The 17759-nt window shown below is 42.1% G+C and carries 20 protein-coding genes; 5 read left to right on the top strand and 15 right to left on the bottom strand.

Features of this window, described 5'->3' with window-relative positions:
• Window positions 1-3: 3 nt before the first annotated feature.
• Entirely contained in the window at window positions 4-1083 is a 1080-nt protein-coding gene (locus ACFSCZ_RS01070; RefSeq protein WP_380771678.1) for an ABC transporter substrate-binding protein, read from the bottom strand.
• Window positions 1084-1236: 153 nt separating this feature from the next.
• On the opposite strand from ACFSCZ_RS01070, the gene ACFSCZ_RS01065 reads away from it, so the two are divergent.
• Window positions 1237-2160, top strand: coding sequence for a LysR family transcriptional regulator (locus tag ACFSCZ_RS01065; protein WP_380771676.1), 924 nt, complete (start codon window positions 1237-1239; stop codon window positions 2158-2160).
• A 24-nt stretch (window positions 2161-2184) separates the two neighbouring features.
• Here ACFSCZ_RS01065 and ACFSCZ_RS01060 read toward each other — a convergent pair whose 3' ends face one another.
• Window positions 2185-2739, bottom strand: coding sequence for a thioredoxin family protein (locus ACFSCZ_RS01060; protein ID WP_380771674.1), 555 nt, complete (start codon window positions 2737-2739; stop codon window positions 2185-2187).
• Window positions 2740-2834: 95 nt separating this feature from the next.
• Here ACFSCZ_RS01060 and ACFSCZ_RS01055 point away from each other — a divergent pair, with 95 nt between their 5' ends.
• Window positions 2835-3314, top strand: coding sequence for a PaaI family thioesterase (locus ACFSCZ_RS01055; protein ID WP_380771672.1), 480 nt, complete (start codon window positions 2835-2837; stop codon window positions 3312-3314).
• Between the two features lie 402 nt (window positions 3315-3716).
• Here the strand turns inward: ACFSCZ_RS01055 and ACFSCZ_RS01050 are convergent, their stop codons facing one another.
• The 10 genes from ACFSCZ_RS01050 to ACFSCZ_RS01005 form a co-directional block, all read right to left on the bottom strand.
• A complete protein-coding gene (locus ACFSCZ_RS01050) occupies window positions 3717-4763 on the bottom strand; it encodes an NAD(P)/FAD-dependent oxidoreductase (protein ID WP_380771669.1) in 1047 nt (348 codons plus the stop codon).
• A 22-nt stretch (window positions 4764-4785) separates the two neighbouring features.
• Window positions 4786-5250, bottom strand: coding sequence for a RidA family protein (locus ACFSCZ_RS01045; protein ID WP_380771667.1), 465 nt, complete (start codon window positions 5248-5250; stop codon window positions 4786-4788).
• Window positions 5251-5581: 331 nt separating this feature from the next.
• Entirely contained in the window at window positions 5582-5842 is a 261-nt protein-coding gene (locus ACFSCZ_RS01040; protein WP_380771665.1) for a ferredoxin, read from the bottom strand.
• 101 nt (window positions 5843-5943) lie between these two features.
• Window positions 5944-6120 (bottom strand): hypothetical protein, encoded by a 177-nt coding sequence (locus tag ACFSCZ_RS01035; protein ID WP_380771663.1) that lies wholly within the window; start codon window positions 6118-6120, stop codon window positions 5944-5946.
• 36 nt (window positions 6121-6156) lie between these two features.
• On the bottom strand, window positions 6157-6507 hold the full coding sequence (locus ACFSCZ_RS01030) for a 2Fe-2S iron-sulfur cluster-binding protein (RefSeq protein ID WP_380771661.1): 351 nt from the start codon (window positions 6505-6507) through the stop codon (window positions 6157-6159).
• Window positions 6508-6763: 256 nt separating this feature from the next.
• A complete protein-coding gene (locus tag ACFSCZ_RS01025; protein ID WP_380771660.1) occupies window positions 6764-7267 on the bottom strand; it encodes a GlcG/HbpS family heme-binding protein in 504 nt (167 codons plus the stop codon).
• 21 nt (window positions 7268-7288) lie between these two features.
• Window positions 7289-8755, bottom strand: a complete 1467-nt coding sequence (locus ACFSCZ_RS01020; RefSeq protein WP_380771658.1) for an aldehyde dehydrogenase family protein — start codon at window positions 8753-8755, stop codon at window positions 7289-7291.
• Between the two features lie 159 nt (window positions 8756-8914).
• Window positions 8915-9643 (bottom strand): TenA family transcriptional regulator, encoded by a 729-nt coding sequence (locus ACFSCZ_RS01015; RefSeq protein WP_380771656.1) that lies wholly within the window; start codon window positions 9641-9643, stop codon window positions 8915-8917.
• Window positions 9644-9779: 136 nt separating this feature from the next.
• Window positions 9780-10562, bottom strand: a complete 783-nt coding sequence (locus tag ACFSCZ_RS01010; protein WP_380771655.1) for a creatininase family protein — start codon at window positions 10560-10562, stop codon at window positions 9780-9782.
• A gap of 31 nt (window positions 10563-10593) precedes the next feature.
• Window positions 10594-10932, bottom strand: a complete 339-nt coding sequence (locus tag ACFSCZ_RS01005; protein ID WP_380771653.1) for a 2Fe-2S iron-sulfur cluster-binding protein — start codon at window positions 10930-10932, stop codon at window positions 10594-10596.
• Window positions 10933-11265: 333 nt separating this feature from the next.
• Here ACFSCZ_RS01005 and ACFSCZ_RS01000 point away from each other — a divergent pair, with 333 nt between their 5' ends.
• Window positions 11266-11598, top strand: a complete 333-nt coding sequence (locus ACFSCZ_RS01000; protein ID WP_380771651.1) for a hypothetical protein — start codon at window positions 11266-11268, stop codon at window positions 11596-11598.
• A 309-nt stretch (window positions 11599-11907) separates the two neighbouring features.
• Window positions 11908-13293, top strand: a complete 1386-nt coding sequence (locus tag ACFSCZ_RS00995; protein ID WP_380771649.1) for a hypothetical protein — start codon at window positions 11908-11910, stop codon at window positions 13291-13293.
• A 295-nt stretch (window positions 13294-13588) separates the two neighbouring features.
• On the opposite strand, the gene ACFSCZ_RS00990 is transcribed toward ACFSCZ_RS00995, so the two are convergent.
• Window positions 13589-15037 carry a hypothetical protein gene (locus tag ACFSCZ_RS00990; protein ID WP_380771647.1) on the bottom strand — a complete coding sequence of 483 codons (1449 nt, stop codon included), beginning with the start codon at window positions 15035-15037 and terminating at the stop codon, window positions 13589-13591.
• Between the two features lie 265 nt (window positions 15038-15302).
• Here ACFSCZ_RS00990 and nadX point away from each other — a divergent pair, with 265 nt between their 5' ends.
• Window positions 15303-16100 (top strand): aspartate dehydrogenase, encoded by a 798-nt coding sequence (nadX, locus tag ACFSCZ_RS00985; protein WP_380771646.1) that lies wholly within the window; start codon window positions 15303-15305, stop codon window positions 16098-16100.
• 73 nt (window positions 16101-16173) lie between these two features.
• Here the strand turns inward: nadX and ACFSCZ_RS00980 are convergent, their stop codons facing one another.
• Complete coding sequence (locus tag ACFSCZ_RS00980; RefSeq protein WP_380771644.1) at window positions 16174-16854, bottom strand: GntR family transcriptional regulator; 681 nt, start codon at window positions 16852-16854, stop codon at window positions 16174-16176.
• Window positions 16855-16954: 100 nt separating this feature from the next.
• Window positions 16955-17521: a spore protease YyaC gene (yyaC, locus tag ACFSCZ_RS00975; protein ID WP_380771643.1), complete on the bottom strand. Its 567-nt coding sequence runs from the start codon at window positions 17519-17521 to the stop codon at window positions 16955-16957.
• Window positions 17522-17759 lie beyond the last annotated feature (238 nt).

The following is a 17759-nucleotide window of genomic DNA, read 5'->3' as shown; positions in this document are numbered from 1 at the left end:
TCGTTATTGTCCGATGACTTCTCTCCAGGCCTGGTCCATTTTTGTCAAGTCTTTACCCATATCTACGTACCAGTCAGCACGCTTTACATCTTCTTCAGGCGGGTAAGCTGCAGGGTTGTTCTTTTCTTCATCGCCCATCAGCTCTACTGCTGCGCTGTTCGGATTGCTGTATGGAATTTCATCTGTGATTTTTTTACTGACTTCAGCATCAAGAACATAGTTGATGAATACCTCAGCCGTATACTTGTTTTTGCTTACCTTGGGAATAGCCAGGTTGTCCATCCAAATGGTGCCGCCTTCTTTGGGTATCTTGAACATAAGGTTTTCATTATTTTTCATGGCCATTCCAACTGTTCCTGAATAAGCCGCTCCAATCCAGACATCGTTTCCGGAAAGAATATCGGAAGCTGTGCTTTCATAGGCGTATACATTTGGATGCAAAGCTTTCAAGTCTTTTTTAGCAGCTTCCAGAGCTTCATCACTTGCATCATTTTGGCTGTAGCCGTTCTTTTGGAGTGCAACGGTCAACGCTTCCCGGCCCACGTTTGAAAGCAGGACATGGCCGGCGTATTCAGGATTCCAGAGATCTTCCCAGCCCTCCGGATCTTTTACTTTTGTTTGGTCATAAACCATTCCGATATATCCATATAGATAAGGAACAGTATATTTATTGCCAGGATCATAGTCTCTTTCATGGAACAGCGGATTAATATTTTCAAAGTTAGGGATATTGTCCATATTCAATTCCTGAAGCATCTCTTTTTCTATCATGCGTCCAGCGATATAGTCGGTAGGAACAACGATATCGTAATCGACCGCACCGCTTTGAATTTTTGTCAGCATTTCAGCGTTGGAACCATACGGATCATAAATGACTTTTACACCGTACTCCTCTTCAAACCCCTTCAATACTTCTTCCGGCCAGTAATCACCAAAAGAGAACAGCTTTAATTCTTTTGCCAGTTCTTGTTCCCCGTCCTCTCCGCCGGATGAATCGGAAGAAGAATTTGAGGTGTCAGTGCTGCATGCCCCCAGTACAAGAATTAGCGCACAAGCGGCAAGTAAGGATGATAATTTTCTCAAGATGATCCCCCCCTATTAGGTTATAAAACTCTTGAAAACCCTTTCATTTAATGATGTAAGCTTTAGTATAGTTGATTTTTTTATTATTACAAATATATAATTAATATGAAACACATATATATTATAAATATTTTAACAACTGAGGGTGGAAAAATGGATCTTCATCGTTTGCGATGTTTTATAAAAATTGTAGAAGAGGGAAGCGTTTCTAAAGCGGCTGAGGCTTTGAGTATGACACAGCCGCCATTAAGCATTATGATGGGCAAGCTGGAAAAAGAGCTGGGGGTTTCCTTATTTGACCGTTCAGGAAGACGGCTAACTTTGACAAGGGACGGAGAGTTTTTATATCAGCGAGGCAAAGAATTGGTCGCATCAGCTGACAACATGGTAAAAGAACTGGTGGAGCACAAAAATGGCAGTCGTGGATCCGTATCGGTGGGCTGCATTACTTCAGCCAACTTGTTTTTCATACCGGAAGCTGTCAAAAAGCTCCGGGAGGAATCACCGAATATTGTCATGAAGGTAAAAGAAGGCAACTCCGCCTATGTATTGGAAGAGTTAAGGAATCATAGAATAGATATCGGGATTGTCCGTACGATTTTTGAAGCGGACGACCTTCAAACATCCACATTAATGACCGAGCCGCTATTGATCGCACTGCCCCCGGGCCATCCACTGGCGGAAAGCCCATCCATCAACATTTATGACCTGCGCGGGGAAGACTTTATTTTACCCATCTCTTCCCATGGGTCAGGGATTGCCGAAGAAATAATAAAAGCATGTCAGGACAGCGGTTTTACCCCAAATGTTGTATATTGGGGAACGGAAGTATTTCCTATGCTTTTCATGGTCATGAAAGGAGTAGGAATCAGTGTGATTCCATACAATTTTATACAATTTGATTGGCCGGGGCTCCCGCGTATGATTCCCCTCGCTGAGCCCAGACTCGAAACGAAGCTAAGTTTGGTAACACTGCAAAACCATTACCAGCCATCGATTGTTACGCGATTTTTGGATATTACAAGAAATGTGGCTAAAGGACTGAAAGTTGAGCATACAAACAGGGCAGGAACGTAACAATCCTGCCCGGCAAATTTTATTTTATTTCGCATCGCTTAATGTTTTCTTCATGTCTTCATAAGAATTGCTCCAGAAGTCCGGATTTTCACGGAATGCTTCTGCAACCTTTTTGATCATGACTTTAAATTTCTCATCGTAACCAGGATCCTCTTTGGGAGGCACGTCTTTTTTCAGTTCATTGACAAAGGCCTTTGTTGATTCTGTAATCGGTCCCCATTTGGCCGCCTGCTCACCATTTTCATCTATAAAGATAAAAATTGGAATGACACGTTTGCCATTGGTTAAATATTGATCCATGAGCTCCAGATGCTGATCCCGCGGCAAAATCCGGACACCCATATCTGTTTTTTCAGCTAATTTTAACAAAACGGGTACATTCAGCATACAGTGACCGCACCAAACTTCCGCTAAGGCAACAACACGCAAGTTTTTCTCTTTCAATTGATTAAAAAATTCATCATCCGCCGGCAGTTGGAAGTTTTCGTAAATATGTAAGAAGTTGTCTTTGTGATAGTCGAGCGAATCCATATACTGCTCGGGAGTTAATCCTTTCTCATACCATTCATTCAGATTCATGGCCACCACTCCTTCGGTATTCTTAAGAAGAGCTTATCGAATGTCACTATTTCTGTAAACTAAACTGCTTATAACAAATGAAAGGAGAATATGATTTGAATAAGGTTATTCACGCCATTCAAGATGATTACCCTGCCGAATTTGCACATTGCTTCGGTTGCGGCCGATTAAACGAAAAAGGCCATCACTTCCGGACAGGTTGGTTTGGAGATAAAACCCTCACCTTGTACGAACCGAAAGATGAGTATATGGCTGTTCCCGGCTTTGCGTACGGAGGGTTCCTGGCTTCCATGATTGATTGTCACGGTACAGGATCTGCAGCCCTTGCCCTCCATAGAAAAAATGGCTATGAACCCGGAAGCGGCCATATTCCGCCAAGATTTGTTACCGCCTCCTTACAAGTTGATTTCGTGAAACCGACACCGCTTCAATCCATTTTACAAGCGGTTGGAACCGTTGAAGAAATACATCCCAAAAAATGGAGAACCACCATTGAGGTGTTTGCAGGAGATACCCTATGCGCAAAAGGAGATGTGACAGCAGTAGTCATGCCGGATAGCTTTATCCAACGGTGAGCAGGGCTGGAATATCTATTTGAATAATGGGGGACCAGCCGCTGATTTTGGCAGCTGGTTTTCCAGGTTAAATACTGCGGTTTCCGGGATGGGCCAGACACGAGACCGGCATGTTTATGTTGACGGGTTTGCAAGGTACATTTTCTACAATTGAACATTATTCTTAACTCAATAAAAATACATACACGAACAAAAAACTAACGATATGCAAAAAACGGGAGTTCAGACCAGGTGGAATTTCACAGAAAAAACCTCCCTGGATCATTGAGGTTTTCTAAGTTTCAGTGAATATTCACCATCATAAGTTTCCCAATTTAAAATCAAACTTCTTCATCTATTGATCCATAGTTCATCTCTATATAAACCCTGAGATCATTAATTCCACCGTGAGAGCCTGAGCCTTTAAGTATGGATCATCTTTTTTTCTTCTTTCAACCCGCCCTTTTTTTCTCGATTTCCCCCCATAATGGAGGTACTGTGCAGCGGCTGAAGCCTGGCTTTCGGATCAATGTGTATTTTCGCATTGCTTACCGCAACGGGAGCTTCACCGAAACCTGTTGCGATCAGTTTCACCTTTCCATCGTATGTACAGATATCACCAACAGCGAAAATGCCTTTAATATTTGTTTCAAGATTGTGATTAACTGCAATTGAATTTTTTTCAAGAGTTAAGCCCCAATTTTTTATAGGTCCAAGAGAAGTAACAAAACCATAATTAACAATCACCTCGTCAACCTCGACCACTTCCTTGACACTGCTCTCCATTTTTTGAAGAACCACCTGCTCCACCCTGTTTTCTCCAACCAATGCTGCCGGTACATATGGAGTCAGTATCTTGACCTGTGACCGTCGCAACTGTTCCACGCTGTGCTCATGAGCCCTGAATTTATCCCTCCTATGCACTATAGTCACACTCTCGGCAATAGGCTCCAGCATTAAAGACCAGTCCACTGCAGAGTCGCCTCCCCCGAACACAAGGACCCTTTTCCCTGCAAATTGTTTAATATCTTTTATAAAATAATGTACATTTGCCCCTTCATACCTTTCAGCTTCTTGCAGCTGCAATTTTCTGGGCTGGAATGCGCCGTTTCCTGCCGTAATAATAATGGTTTTGGATTGATGGATCTCACTGCTAGTGGTACTCTTAAATGTCCCATCGGCCTGCTTTTCCACCTGTTCAACAGATTGTTCCAGGCACACAACAGGATCGAACTGATACATTTGCTGACATAGATTCTCAACCAAATCCTGTGCACTCACTTTTGGAAATCCCGCAACATCATAAATGTATTTTTCCGGATACAACGCTGCAAGCTGCCCTCCAAGCTGTGGTAAACTTTCAATGATTTTTACAGACATCTGCCTCATCCCTGCATAAAAAGCAGTAAATAAGCCCGCCGGCCCCCCACCGATAATGGTCAGATCAAACACCTCTTCATCGCGGCTCATGCATGTCACTCCTTTGAAAAATTTAATCCTTTAACTCTCCTAAAATTTCTATTTCTACTGTTGCCCCTCCAGTTAATGAAGACAGACCTACGGCCACACGGGCATCCTTTTTTTCTCCTCCAAAGATATCCTTTAACAATATTGAAGCAGCCTGAATTACTTTCGAATGTTCTGTAGAATCGTTGGTCGAAGCTATATAACCATTAATCTTTTCAATCCTTTCCACATGTTGAAGATCTCCCATCAACTCTTTCAAAGCTTCTAACAAATTCATAATGCAAATCCACGCTGCCTCTTTTGCTTCGTCTGTATGAATAACTGGAGCACCAAATACACCGATGTGTTGGTGTTCCCCTTTATCCCCTTGTTCCTGCCCGGGCCTCATGACTGCATTTCCCCAAATAACGCCTAAAGCATAAGGATTCTCGTCATCTTTCAAATCGGGCCATGTGCTGCTTAAATCTTTCATTCCTTTTTCAAATAACATTACTATGTCCCCCGCTTTTTAACTCATCCTTACATGCAGAACTCTCCTTCCATCAAACCGGAAACTTCTGCTTCCGGAAATCAGCTCCTGATGAACCAAAAATCCTGCCCAAAAGTAACTGACCACGTTCGGGGAGCTGTTTTTTAATATAGAACAAAGGAACGCTCGAGCAAGGGAGGACAGCCTATACACCTGCATAACCGGCAAACAAGAATTTTTCTATGCAGGCGCTATACCATAACGATGTCCACGCCAGAATGATCTGCTCCCTGAACTCCTTCCAGTCCATCTATATTCCAGGAAAAAAGCAATGTCCTGGCCAAACGCTCCCCTACGTAGTAACCTTATCGAATTTGTCCGGGTCACCTTCAAAAGATTCATCAGCGATACGGATAGAGCCGGATGGGCACTCCTCAAATGCATCCTGGACATCTTCTGCAAACTCCTCTTCAATTGGGACAGAACCTTGATTATCATCTACCATCACATAAGCCAGCCCTTCTTCATCATAGTCGTAAATATCAGGTGCCAAGTCTCCGCATGAACCGCAGCTAATGCAAGTATCCCTATTAACGATCGTAAATATAGGCATCTTGAATCACCTCGCATATCATTGTATTTTTCCCCCGGTACGAAATAAGGGTCCTTTTATTGATTGAAATGAATCAATGACTCCTGGTATATTCCGCCAACTTATTCCACATATGCTTTTCTGCTTACTTGATATTGAAGCGTCACAGTTTCATCAAACAATTTTACAATGGCATCTTTCTCACAAAGGGAACATCTCATACGGCATCGGGGCTTAATGAGATAAGGAGCTTTGGCAGAATTTACTGCTTCCTTTAAATGATCAATACAAACCCACATTGCGCTCCCTCCAAGGTTATTTTAAACAGCCGGAAGTCATTTTACTGCAGAAGGTGATTTTTTTAGCTTATCCGGCTTTCTTCTCTTAACCTGTTTTGTGATTTCCAAATCCCAGGCAACGGATACATCTCCATCTTTTACGAACGTCTGGCACCCCAGGCGGTATCCCTTTTCAAGCCATTCTTCTCCCAGCTTCCTCTGTTCTTGTCTTTTAGTATCATCTAGATGTTCTGCACCCTCCACCGGTTTAAACACGCATGTTCCACAAATTCCGCCTCCGCAAAGATTGGGAAGTTCTCCATCATAACGGAGTGACATTCTAAGGATATTGGAGTTTTCCGGGACATCGAAAGTTTTGTTGCTATTGACAAAGTGAATTTTAGGCATATCGTTGCTCCTCCCTGGTATATGGTATACCAAAATAAAGTTTTGAAAACATAGGGCCGGGACAGAAGAGTTTGAACAAAAATCCGAACACATTTTGCTGAATGAATATCATCGCGGCCGGAAATACACTTCGCTTTCTGCGGGCGGCTGAGCCTTCACAGACTTTCCTCCAATGGGAGTCAGCGTTTATTTCTTCCGCCAATGTATTCTTGTATATGTCAGTTATGTCCCGGCCTCTTAATAATGAATGCTGCCTTTATTTTTTGATGTCTGCCTGTGTTTCTACTTTCCAGCCGTCTTTTTCCACATGGTTCTTCAATGCCTCTAATGCTGCAGTTCCAACAGCCGTGTCCTGTTCTCCGTTTCCGCCGCTAATTCCGATTCCTCCGACTACTTCACCGTCCACAACAATCGGGAAACCGCCGACAAAGACAGCAAACTTGCCCGGCATCATATGCTGTATACCAAATGCTTCATTTCCCGGAAGTGCTGGTCCCGATGGCTCTGTATTAAACAAGTGAGTGGAACGCTTATGGCCTGCAGCCGTGTAGGCTTTGGCAATTGCAATTTCCGGCCCTGTAATCCGTGCATCATTCATTCTTTCCAAAGCAATTAAATTTCCTCCATCATCTACAATCGCGATGGTCTCCGCCACATTAATTTCTTCCGATTTCTTTTTTGCCGCTTCAATCATAAGTTTGGCTGCTTCCAATTCAAGTTTAATAGCTGTTTTAAAAACTTTCTTCTCTGCAACTGACATCCTTATATTCCCCTTTCCTGTCTAATAACCTACATAGACTGTTTTCACTTGTGTAAAGAATTCCAACCCGGCTCTTCCGGACTCGCGGAAGGTAGCTGTACTGGATTTTTTGAATCCGCCAAACGGTGCATTCATCAAGTTACCCGTAGTGGTTCTGTTCACCTTCACAGTGCCTGCTTGAATTTGCCTTGTGAAATCATTGGCGATCTTCAGGTTATTGGTCACGATCGATGCGGAAAGGCCGTAATCTACTCCGTTTGCCACTTTTATAGCTTCTTCGTAAGTAGACACCTCGATCACTGCAATCACCGGACCAAAAATTTCTTCCTGAGCTATTCGCATGTCAGGCCTTACGTCCGTAAAGATAACAGGCTCCACATAATAACCTTTTGCATGCTCGCCCTCGGTAATTTGCTTACCCCCGTAAAGGAGATTTGCCCCTTCCCGAACGCCGATATCAATATAGTTTAGGATGTTTTTGATTTGGCGATGGTTCGCGACAGGTCCAATTTTAACTCCCTCTTCGAAACCATTGCCGATCTTCAAGCTCCTTGTTTTTTCAATCAGCTTATGGATGTACGCATCTTTAATACTTTTCAGAACGATTGCCCGACTTGTTCCTGTACATGCCTGACCTGTCAGAGAAAAACCTCCATTGACGGTCAGCGCTGCAGCCAGGTCCAAATCTGCATCATCCATAATAATAATAGGGTTTTTCCCGCCGAGCTCCATTTGTGTCCTCGTGGTGAAAGAAGCTTTATTGTGAATGTCTTCTCCGGCTGCTGTAGACCCTGTAAAAGTAATAGCCTTGATCGCTTTGTGGGTCACTAAACTATCACCGATTTCAGAAGACTTTCCGGTAACAAAATTGATCACTCCATCGGGTATCCCTGCCTTTTGCAATGCTTCCACCAGCCTGAAGGCAATGAGTGGTGTATCTGACGAAGGTTTAAATACGACTGTATTGCCAGTGATCAAAGCCGGCCCAATCTTCCTGGTCGGAATGGAGATTGGAAAATTCCAAGGAGTAATAACGGAAACTACCCCAAGCGGCTCCCGCTCAGTGGTAACTTTCATGTTTGGATCATCATGCGGAAATGTCTCTCCTGTAAAACTCTGGCCTTCCACTGCATAAAAACGAAGCGTCTGGGCAGATCTCAGTACTTCATTCCTCGCGTCATTGACATGCTTTCCTTCTTCCCTTGTCAATTCTTGAGCTAAAGTATCAGCGCTTTGCTCCAATATGTCAGCCGCATTGTTTAAAATGGAAGCCCTCTTGGATGGCGCCGTGGAAGCCCATGGAGGAAAAGCGACGGAAGCGGCTTCGATAGCCTGGCGGACATCTTCTTCATTGGAGGCTTGGAAATACCCTACAATTTCTTCCTTATTGGCAGGGTTGATACTTGCGAATGTTTGGCCGCTTTGAGAATCACTCCACCTGCCTCCAATTAAATTTTTGAAAGTCTCGACCTTAGTAGTAGTCAGCAATATGGATCACCTTTTCTCGTATATTTCCTTTGAACCAAACCGCCATTGCTTCATCCATATGAAGTAACGGCGGTCTGTCCGGCAGGCAAGTATACTATAGAAGTTTTACGCCTGTTCAATGCGTTATCAACTTGCTAAATCTGGGGAATGTAACGCTTTTTAAGATTTGATCAGATCCCCAAGATCCTGCTCAATGTACTCTCTCCATAAACCGTCCATATACATGCGGCGCATTTTCGCTGCCGTCCGCACAATCTCCAGGCAGCGCTGCTGTAACTCAGGAGTGTCTGCATGCTCCAGTACAATTTTATATCCGCGTTCACCATGGATTTCGTCCGATACGATGTGAAGGTCGAAGAATTCAATTTCTTCATCGGTAAAGCCATATTTTTCCCTCAAGGCGGGTGTCTGTTTTCTATAGATATCAGGTACTTGGGATTCAAGTCCGACAACAAGCGCAGCAGTAGCTACTACAAAGTTTTCACGGGCTGCCACTGCATAGCACCAGCTTTGAAGTCCAAGTGTTGTGATGGCCATGTTATTGGGATCTACAACTCTCTCTGCTGATGATCCGCAAGCCTCAGCAAAACGAATTAGCAAGTCCGTATGACGGTCACCTGCAATTTCTTCTTCATACATATTTTGCAGAGTAAAGTCCTTTGCACTTACGTACTTCTCATCCATCGGAGTATTATGATAAATATAGGAAAGGTAGTCTGCAAACGGTCCAACGTAGTGATAATGATTTTCTGCCCATCTCGCAAAGTGTTTTCTTTCAAGCTTTCCTTCTGCCCACGCTACTGTGAATGGAGCTTTCTGGCTGTGATTTCCCGCGATTGCAATCTCCAATTCCTTACGAAATTCCTCTTTTGATAATAGTTCTGTCATTGTAAAACTCCTCCTTATTTTTTGTATTTGATATTTTGTATACCATTTAAGTTAAAAATAAAGCGGCATTACCTTTTTTAACTTAATGGGGATTCATAAATTCATAACTTCCAACTTAGCATGTTAAGAGTATATATTAGCGGTTTGAGCGTATAATGGAATCTTCTTCTATCTTTAATACTTTTATCAGTTCACTTGAAAGAGTATCCAATGCTTCCTCAACGATCTGCCTGCCCTTCTCATAATTAGCCAGCTGAGCATCTCCGATACAGCCGTTCGCGGTCATTTCTTCATAGTGATAAAACCCTTGCAGCGCACATCCAGGTCTTAACTGCCTCCACCTTCCCGCTTCTTGTATATCACCTTTTTGAAGTTTCTCTATCCGAATCAGTTCAGGCGCCAGATAAAATGCTTCTGACACTTCCCTTTCGCAGCTATGGCCAAACAGCGTTGACTTAACATTTTTATTTATCGCCTTTTTTGCTGAAGATGTTGTTTTTGCATAAAATAGTTCGACATCCATTTCTTCTTTTATCATGTTGACGGCAACATCCAATGTTGATTGGTTGCCTCCGTGTGAATTAAGAAATAAAAACTGCCGGATGCCATGATGATATAGAGATGATACCATGTCCTTCAGCAGAGCGATCAGCGTGGTGGGCTTTAAGGAAATGGTTCCTGGAAAATTCATATGATGTAATGAGACACCCATGTTGACCGTCGGTGCAATAAGTACGTATGGAAATAGTCGTTCTCCAAGTTTGACTGCCATTTTTTCTGCCAAAACAGCATCGCAGCTCTCCACCATATGTGGACCATGCTGCTCGTGCGCTCCGACAGGAATGATTGCCAGCCTCACTTTTTCCAGAGAAGCCTCGACTTCTTCCCATGTCATCTTAGCCAGTTCAAAACAATTCATCCGCATCACCTTCCGGACCTTGTCTCCGCTTTCAATTCACCCTGGCGATTGTAGTTTTTCTTTTCTTAGGAGGCTTGATCTTTATATTCTCCTGAGAAATTTCCACGTCCTGCTGGATGTACAACTGACATGTCAGCCGATACCCCTCCTGAAGTTTGTCCCCCAGCATATTCTTTTCTTTCCAATTGGGCGGGTCAAGTCCTTCAGCCCCATTAATTACGCGGCAAGTGCACCTTGTACACTTCCCCATTCCACACCCAAATTTTAATTTCGGAAACTCTTTAATACCAGCCAAGACTACCAGATTGGCATTCTTATCTACTTCCTGCTCAACGATTGTCCCATCCACATGAAGAATTACCTTCGGCATATGAAGCACCCCCTTTTCGTAAATATCTTAACTTGTGTATATTGTATACCAGTGTTTTGGGGAAAGCAACTATTTTTTTTAATAAAATAGAACTTTTCAAATTATCTATCCGAGGGGAGATTGGTAAATAGCTTACCGATCACTAATTGCCATGTCAATTGTTCAACCTTTTCACCTAAATTTTCTAAATATACTGTTGAATATTTACAACTCTTGTTATAAACTATTAGTCATACTAATGGTATACAATATTCCAAAGGGAGGTGTCCAACCTTTTTCTCGCTGTCAGGGTCCTCTGATAAACAATATAGGAACATTAAAGGAGTGGTTAAAATGGGCAAGTATATTTTATTGACGAACAAGGAAGCTTTTCAGACCAATTTAAATAATGAGGGTTTGAAGATAGTGGAAACGTACAACTATTACTTTTTTGATAAGCTTCGTGCAAAGTATACGATTGCTAAAGTATTGGATGAGACAGCTAAAATAAAATTGTCAGAGGAGTATCAGGGAAAAGAATATGTGAACTATATCAGGGTCAAGTTCTTTGAACATTTCGAAACTGTTGAAGAGGTTCGGGAAGAGTTATATGAAATCGTTGACCGGGAAGAATCGGATGATTCAGCTCACTCTAAACTAGTAAAATTGGAAAAGGTATCTGTTTAATAACAAAAAGCGATCCACTGCCATATTTGGAGGTGGATCGTTTTACTTTTACTTTTTAAAATTTGATCATTTTTCTTAAACGGGCCCACTTTTTGCCGGCCTTCTCCTGTATTTTCCGGGATCCAAACAAATATTTCATCATATGGCAGCTCTCCTTCGTTTTACTTATTTATTATTATAATATCAGAAGGAATAAAATTTTGGTATACCAAATACCAAAACTGGTGTATAATTAGTGTAATGTAACTGATACCATTAGTTATACCTGACGTACTTTGCTTCATATCTTACTCTTAAAGGAGGCTGCTCATGATGCTAAATTCTTTGTTTTTGATCGTTTTGATATTATATTTTCTATCTATCGTCTCCCCATGGTCAGGGCTGACTGTCATGATATCCGCCCTGTCCATGATCATTGTCATTTGCACCTTTTTTAAAGTATCCAGGTTTGTGAAATTGTTAGGAAGTATATTTTTAGCATCAGGGCTGTTTCTTCTTTTGCATAGCGGAGTACGCTGGCCGCATTATATTTTATCCTTCGGTCCAATGCTAGACCTGTTAATGATGTTCACTTTAATTCCAATATTGGGCATACCCATCACTCTTGGAAAATACAGTTCAGATATTCAGGTCATTTTACATAGTAAGATAAAAACAAACAGGCATCTATACATGCTGACTTCAGGAATTTCCTATTTTTTTAGTATTTTTATGAATCTCGCTACTTTGCCGATGACCTACTATTCTATTAAGCCTGCTTTAGATGGATTTCCGGTTCAGCATTCTGAGCGTTTTATGAGCCGGGCCATTACAAGGGGATTTGCCATGCCGCTCATTTGGGCTCCCGTAACTCCCATCGTTGGAATTGTCATCGGAGTAACGGGGGTAAGCTGGATATCTATTTTACCCTACGTGATTCCGCTCAGTATATTTGGACTGGTACTGGACTGGTATTTGAGTTCACGAACCTCCGGGAAGCATCAGCAAAATTCTCTTGCAGCAAAAGAAATGGCTGCCGCTGCTTCCACTACGGAAAAAAAAGAACCGGGCAACCCCAAAAGAATTCTTCACATATTGGCGGCCATCATTATTTTTATAGTGATTGTTTCCATTGCTGAGTTATTGCTCACTTATTCGTTCTTGACACTTGTTTCGTTATTGGTCATTCCTTTCTCATTTACATGGGCTCTTTTCTTAAAAAAGGGAAGAGAATTTGGAGAAGCTTTTCAAAAGCATTTTCAATCCTTCTCCAGTAAGATGAAAGATCAATTTTTCTTATTTTTATCGGCGGGTTTTTTTATATCCACGATAAAAACATCACATAGTATCGAAGTGGTAAATGTATGGATCGTTGATTTAATAGGTGCAATCGGAGCAGATTTTTTCTTAATGATGCTGCCCATTATTCCATTAGTCTTTGCATTCCTCGGGTTCCATCCTGCGGTTACGCTGGCGCTGATCGCTGAAACATTGAACCCGGACATTACGCACATATCCGCTCATATATTGACAGTCGCTATGCTATCAGGAGCTGCTGCGGCATTTTTAATCGGTCCTTATAACGCAACCATCGGTCTCATGTCCAGTATTATTAAACAAAGCTCATACAAAGTGTCTAATTGGAACATGCCATTCACTTTAATATATATAGGCTGTACGATCATCTATTTGCTCACGTTGCAGTGGCTGGCTTAACAAATTGAGCAGCGGAAGTTCCTAATGAAGGAACTTCTTTTTTTAATGTTTCCCCATATCCCCGGGTATAGAAATCTGAAACACTTGAAAACTCCTTCAGATAAGGTAAAGATTGCTCCTCTTTTCTCTTGGCAGGTATTGAAAAAATAAACGCTTAATCATTCACGCAACTCTTTTATAAGGTACGAAAGTACAGAGTTTATTGCAGGAAGCTGCATACAATCCCAAGTATCAAAAAAAAGATGCCTCCCATCTAAAACGGAATCAGGCATCCATAACGGTACCAATGATTTTTTTACCATATTAAAATTGCGACGGTGGTAGCAATCAATAAGCTGACTATGACGGGCAAAAAGTTTCGGCGCGCCAATTCGATCGGCGATATTTTTAAGAAACCAGCGATAGCCACTAATGAGGACCAGGCAATGATTGTTCCGCCTCCTGTCCAAATAGCCCCCATCTGGCCGATAGCCGCCATAGTGGATGCTTCGATGTCAGCACCCGAAGACAATGCAGCTGATAATGCACCTGTTAATGGAAGTCCTGAGAAGCCTGATCCGTCTAATCCTGTGATGATTCCAGTTAACAAGATTCCGTACCCCGCAAAGAGTGAGTTTTGCGGTATGTAGATTTGTCCGGCCTGTATGGCATCAAACAAGAATGCAGGTGCTGCAGTATCCTCTCCCAATGACAATATAGCCGGAGTAAAGTCGCTGCTCCCCATAAAGAAAAATCCTGCAATCGGAATGACGGGAGCCATCGCCTTAAAAGCAAAGACAAATCCATCAGTTAAATGTTCACTTATTTGGTCAAGGGCATGGATACGGTTTAATGCGATTGTCGCCAGAACCAAAAGAATGGTTGCCACACCTCCTACAAAAGCAGCACCATCTGTTCCCTCAAAACCTGTTCCTCCTGTTATTTTGAATTGGAACATGTAGATCATGACGGCAAGCATAGATAAAGGCACAGCCACTGCAAAAACTTTTCCCCACGTTTCTCTCCTTTGAACAATCTTTGAATCTTCTTCCACTGTTGCAGCCAACTCTTCAGCCTCTTCAAAAAGACTTTCCTGCATCCTCATATCTTCTTCGGATATCGTAGTTTTCTTCGAGATTACTTTCCTTACCGATAAGTAAACAATCGAAAGTGCGCTGAATCCTGTAATGAGGGAAAGAACCATTAGTTTATCGGTTATCAATGCCTTATCTATACCTGCAGCGGCTGCACTTATGACGGGTGCCACCTGAATAATATAATCCGAAGATAATGCCATTCCCTGGCCTGATATGACAACAACCATGGCAGCAGCCATGACTGGAACACCCGCACGTACTGCTGCTGGCACTAACAAGGCGCAAATAAGGGGAACTGCAGGAGTCGGCCAGAAAAATAGCGATATAATATAGGTGGTTGCGAACAATATAACAAAGGATACATGCCCGTTCACCATTATTTTTTGGATCGGCATAATGATCCTTTGATCTGCTCCCAGCCCTTTTAACGCATTGAGCAAAGCAATCATAAGGGAAATGATGAGAAAAATACTAAACAGTTCCTTCGCCGCAACGAGATTGGCATTAAATACGGCTTGGAATCCACCAACGATATTACCCTTATATACGGCAGCTACCAAAAAAGTTCCAATAATGATCGGCAGTACAATCCCCCGCCGGAAAAGCATGATTCCAATGACTGCGACTGTAACAAGCAAATAGAGCCAATGGGCTAATGTCATATCCATTAAATTTACCCCTCCATTTTGGTTTTGAATTTGGACTCTACGGTTGTTTGTCAGCTGCTCATCTTCATTCGGACGACCACCCCCTTATTTGAAAGCGCTTCAATATATAAGTTAAAAAAATACCTTTCGTATTTTATATATAATATTTTGTATACCACTTTAAACAATTTGAAATATTCGCTATAATAGTTATCAATATAACACCCTATTGTTTTTGAGTCAAATGATTTCGAAAATTCTTTTTTCAAAAAAGGAGAGATGCGTCATGTTAAAGGCGGGGTTGATCGGTTATGGATCCATCGGAAAAGAAATCGAATCTCTTATTTCAAAAGGTAAAGCAGGTCATGTGAAGTTACTGACAGTTCTTACAAGAAGCGAGCAGCATGAAACTTCGTCCGATAGCTTAATAACTACCAAGCCGGAAACTTTCTTTGAGCAGGACTTGGACATAGTTATTGAAGCTGCCGGCCATAAGGCTCTGCATACATATGGGGCAAAAGTGCTATCCTCAGGTGCGGACCTGCTTATTCTATCCACCGGGGCGCTGGCTGATATTGAACTTTATGACTCTCTGCATCAAACTGCCAAAGAGCATGCCTGTAAAATTTATATTCCATCTGGAGCCATTGCCGGATTAGATAGAATTGCGGCTGGTTCTTTAGGGATGATTGATGAAGTAAAGCTCATCACAAGTAAGCCTGTAAAAAGCTGGTATGGTACGATTGCAGAGAAGCAAGTCGATTTGGAAACAATCACCGAACCTCATTGCCTCTTTGAAGGGAGTGCCAGAGAAGCTGCCGGATTGTTCCCTGAAAGTGTCAATGCTGCCGCCACGTTGAGCATATCCGGGATTGGCGTTGAACATACCAAAGTATTGGTTTACATCGATCCGACCATCCATAGCAATGTACATAAAATTATAGCGGTTGGGGATTTTGGAAAGTTAGAAGTATCTATAGAAAATCACCCCTCAAAAATCAATCCTAAATCAAGCCCGGTCGTTGCCATGAGCGTTGCCAAGGTTCTCAGAAACTTAACGCAAGAAATTGTTGTAGGGGTTTGACGATGACAGTCCTGCCCCTCACTTTAAAAAATAAAGGAGTCAGGATCCTTTAGAGAGGTCTGACACCTAATTTTTACATGTTTGTGGAAGCTTCTTCTTTACCCGCGATCGCTTCAATATAAGCATTTTTAGAATTTTCGATGTGGATTTTCGTTAAATACTCAGCCATCTCCACTTCTCTGTTACAGATCGCTCTCATGATGGCCAAATGCTCTTCCATCGATTGTTTTGGCCATCCTTCCTTTTTAAAGCCCGTCTTTGCAAAGGCACGAATGTAATCCGTCAGTCCTCCTAAAATTTCATACAGCTTAGAATTTTTTGCAGCACTGTACAGTAAATAATTTAATTCACTATGCAGCTCAGCGTAGTCAATATCAGAACTTTCCAGCTGTTTTTCCACTCTTTCAATACATTCTGTAAATTTCTTTTCAGTCTCTTCGTCCAGCTTTTGAGCTGCAAGTTTGGCCGCTAATGATTCCAAAGAAGAAAGGATAGTGAACGTTTCTAATATCTCTTTTTCAGATATATCTGCTACCATTACCCCTTTCCTCGGAATGGTTTTAACAAATCCTTGGGATTCCAGTCGAAACAGTGCTTCGCGGATCGGCGTCCGGCTTATCTTCAATTTATCAGCAAGCTCACGCTCTATCAGGCGGTCACCTGTTTTCAATTCCCCTTCTAAAATCAGGTTTTTAAGATGCCTGTATGCTCTCTCGCGAATAGAAAGCAGATTTTCCTCTGTCCAGTTGGTCAAGATGGATCCCCCTTTCAGTATCCGGCTTCACGTTCCATCTCGGTATACTTTATACAAAATTATACTTGATTTTTTTGTAAATATCAAATAGCAGAATTTTTCACTTTACTGCTTTAACCCGGCTTAGAACCTCTGTAATGACCGCTGCAAGCTTTTCTACATCCTCTGCTTTGGAATCATTTAAGGATTTCGCCGGCAGCAATGGATCCAATGCATTGACAACAGCTCTTAGATGATAATCTCCGATTGGCTCAAGAGTTATATTGGAGGCGCTCCCGGGGATAAGCGGTCCTTTGATTAAATAAATTTTGCCCACCTGAGAAATATCTCCCAGGCTTGCATCAATCGGGAAAATGAGCGGGGAAGGAATTTCGTTTTGTATTTTATTGAGGATTTCAGTTACATTCAGTGCATGGACAGGATCATCCAGTGTACCAATTACCTGAAAAGGAATGTCCTTTTCTTTGAGTAAAGTTCCTACCGCAGGACCCAAAGAGTCCCCTATTGAGCGGCGGGATCCGACACAAAGGAAGATGACGTTTTCCCGGTCGGACGTACTGAGGATTTCACTGATCATATCTGCCAATGTATCTATGCCGTCCCCCTTGAGAGATATCGAGAACAACTTGTTTGAAGCCTTCTTTTTTCCACGTCCCAATCTGAACACGTATAAGACCCCTCCCACCTCTAAAAGTATTATACCCAAGATCTATGGCAGTTCTCACCTTTAAGGATTTCAGGGAAAAAAACTAAATGTAAGACCGGCTTATCAGCCGGTCTTCAGGCTGTCGAGAAACCCTCGACAGCCTTTTTAATTATTTATAATATTTGTTCTTTCATCGTTTTAATTTGTTAAAATAAAAATAACAAAATATGGCGGTGATAAAGTTGCTCCATACAAAATC

The sequence above is a fragment of the Siminovitchia sediminis genome, from assembly GCF_042680885.1.
Lineage (GTDB): Bacteria > Bacillota > Bacilli > Bacillales > Bacillaceae_C > Siminovitchia > Siminovitchia sediminis.
This window is presented reverse-complemented; position numbering and strand designations above follow the sequence as displayed.

What these genes read in the sequence shown, in the direction of transcription:
- ACFSCZ_RS01030 (WP_380771661.1), bottom strand. Translation starts at nt 6,507, where the DNA reads ATGCCTAAAATTCACTTTGTCAATAGCAACAAAACTTTCGATGTCCCG.
- ACFSCZ_RS01035 (WP_380771663.1), bottom strand. Translation starts at nt 6,120, where the DNA reads ATGTGGGTTTGTATTGATCATTTAAAGGAAGCAGTAAATTCTGCCAAA.
- ACFSCZ_RS00995 (WP_380771649.1), top strand. Translation starts at nt 11,908, where the DNA reads ATGATGCTAAATTCTTTGTTTTTGATCGTTTTGATATTATATTTTCTA.
- ACFSCZ_RS00990 (WP_380771647.1), bottom strand. Translation starts at nt 15,037, where the DNA reads ATGGATATGACATTAGCCCATTGGCTCTATTTGCTTGTTACAGTCGCA.
- ACFSCZ_RS01050 (WP_380771669.1), bottom strand. Translation starts at nt 4,763, where the DNA reads ATGAGCCGCGATGAAGAGGTGTTTGATCTGACCATTATCGGTGGGGGG.
- ACFSCZ_RS01065 (WP_380771676.1), top strand. Translation starts at nt 1,237, where the DNA reads ATGGATCTTCATCGTTTGCGATGTTTTATAAAAATTGTAGAAGAGGGA.
- ACFSCZ_RS01060 (WP_380771674.1), bottom strand. Translation starts at nt 2,739, where the DNA reads ATGAATCTGAATGAATGGTATGAGAAAGGATTAACTCCCGAGCAGTAT.
- ACFSCZ_RS01015 (WP_380771656.1), bottom strand. Translation starts at nt 9,643, where the DNA reads ATGACAGAACTATTATCAAAAGAGGAATTTCGTAAGGAATTGGAGATT.
- ACFSCZ_RS01025 (WP_380771660.1), bottom strand. Translation starts at nt 7,267, where the DNA reads ATGTCAGTTGCAGAGAAGAAAGTTTTTAAAACAGCTATTAAACTTGAA.
- ACFSCZ_RS01000 (WP_380771651.1), top strand. Translation starts at nt 11,266, where the DNA reads ATGGGCAAGTATATTTTATTGACGAACAAGGAAGCTTTTCAGACCAAT.
- ACFSCZ_RS01040 (WP_380771665.1), bottom strand. Translation starts at nt 5,842, where the DNA reads ATGCCTATATTTACGATCGTTAATAGGGATACTTGCATTAGCTGCGGT.
- ACFSCZ_RS01010 (WP_380771655.1), bottom strand. Translation starts at nt 10,562, where the DNA reads ATGAATTGTTTTGAACTGGCTAAGATGACATGGGAAGAAGTCGAGGCT.
- nadX (WP_380771646.1), top strand. Translation starts at nt 15,303, where the DNA reads ATGTTAAAGGCGGGGTTGATCGGTTATGGATCCATCGGAAAAGAAATC.
- ACFSCZ_RS01005 (WP_380771653.1), bottom strand. Translation starts at nt 10,932, where the DNA reads ATGCCGAAGGTAATTCTTCATGTGGATGGGACAATCGTTGAGCAGGAA.
- ACFSCZ_RS01045 (WP_380771667.1), bottom strand. Translation starts at nt 5,250, where the DNA reads ATGTTATTTGAAAAAGGAATGAAAGATTTAAGCAGCACATGGCCCGAT.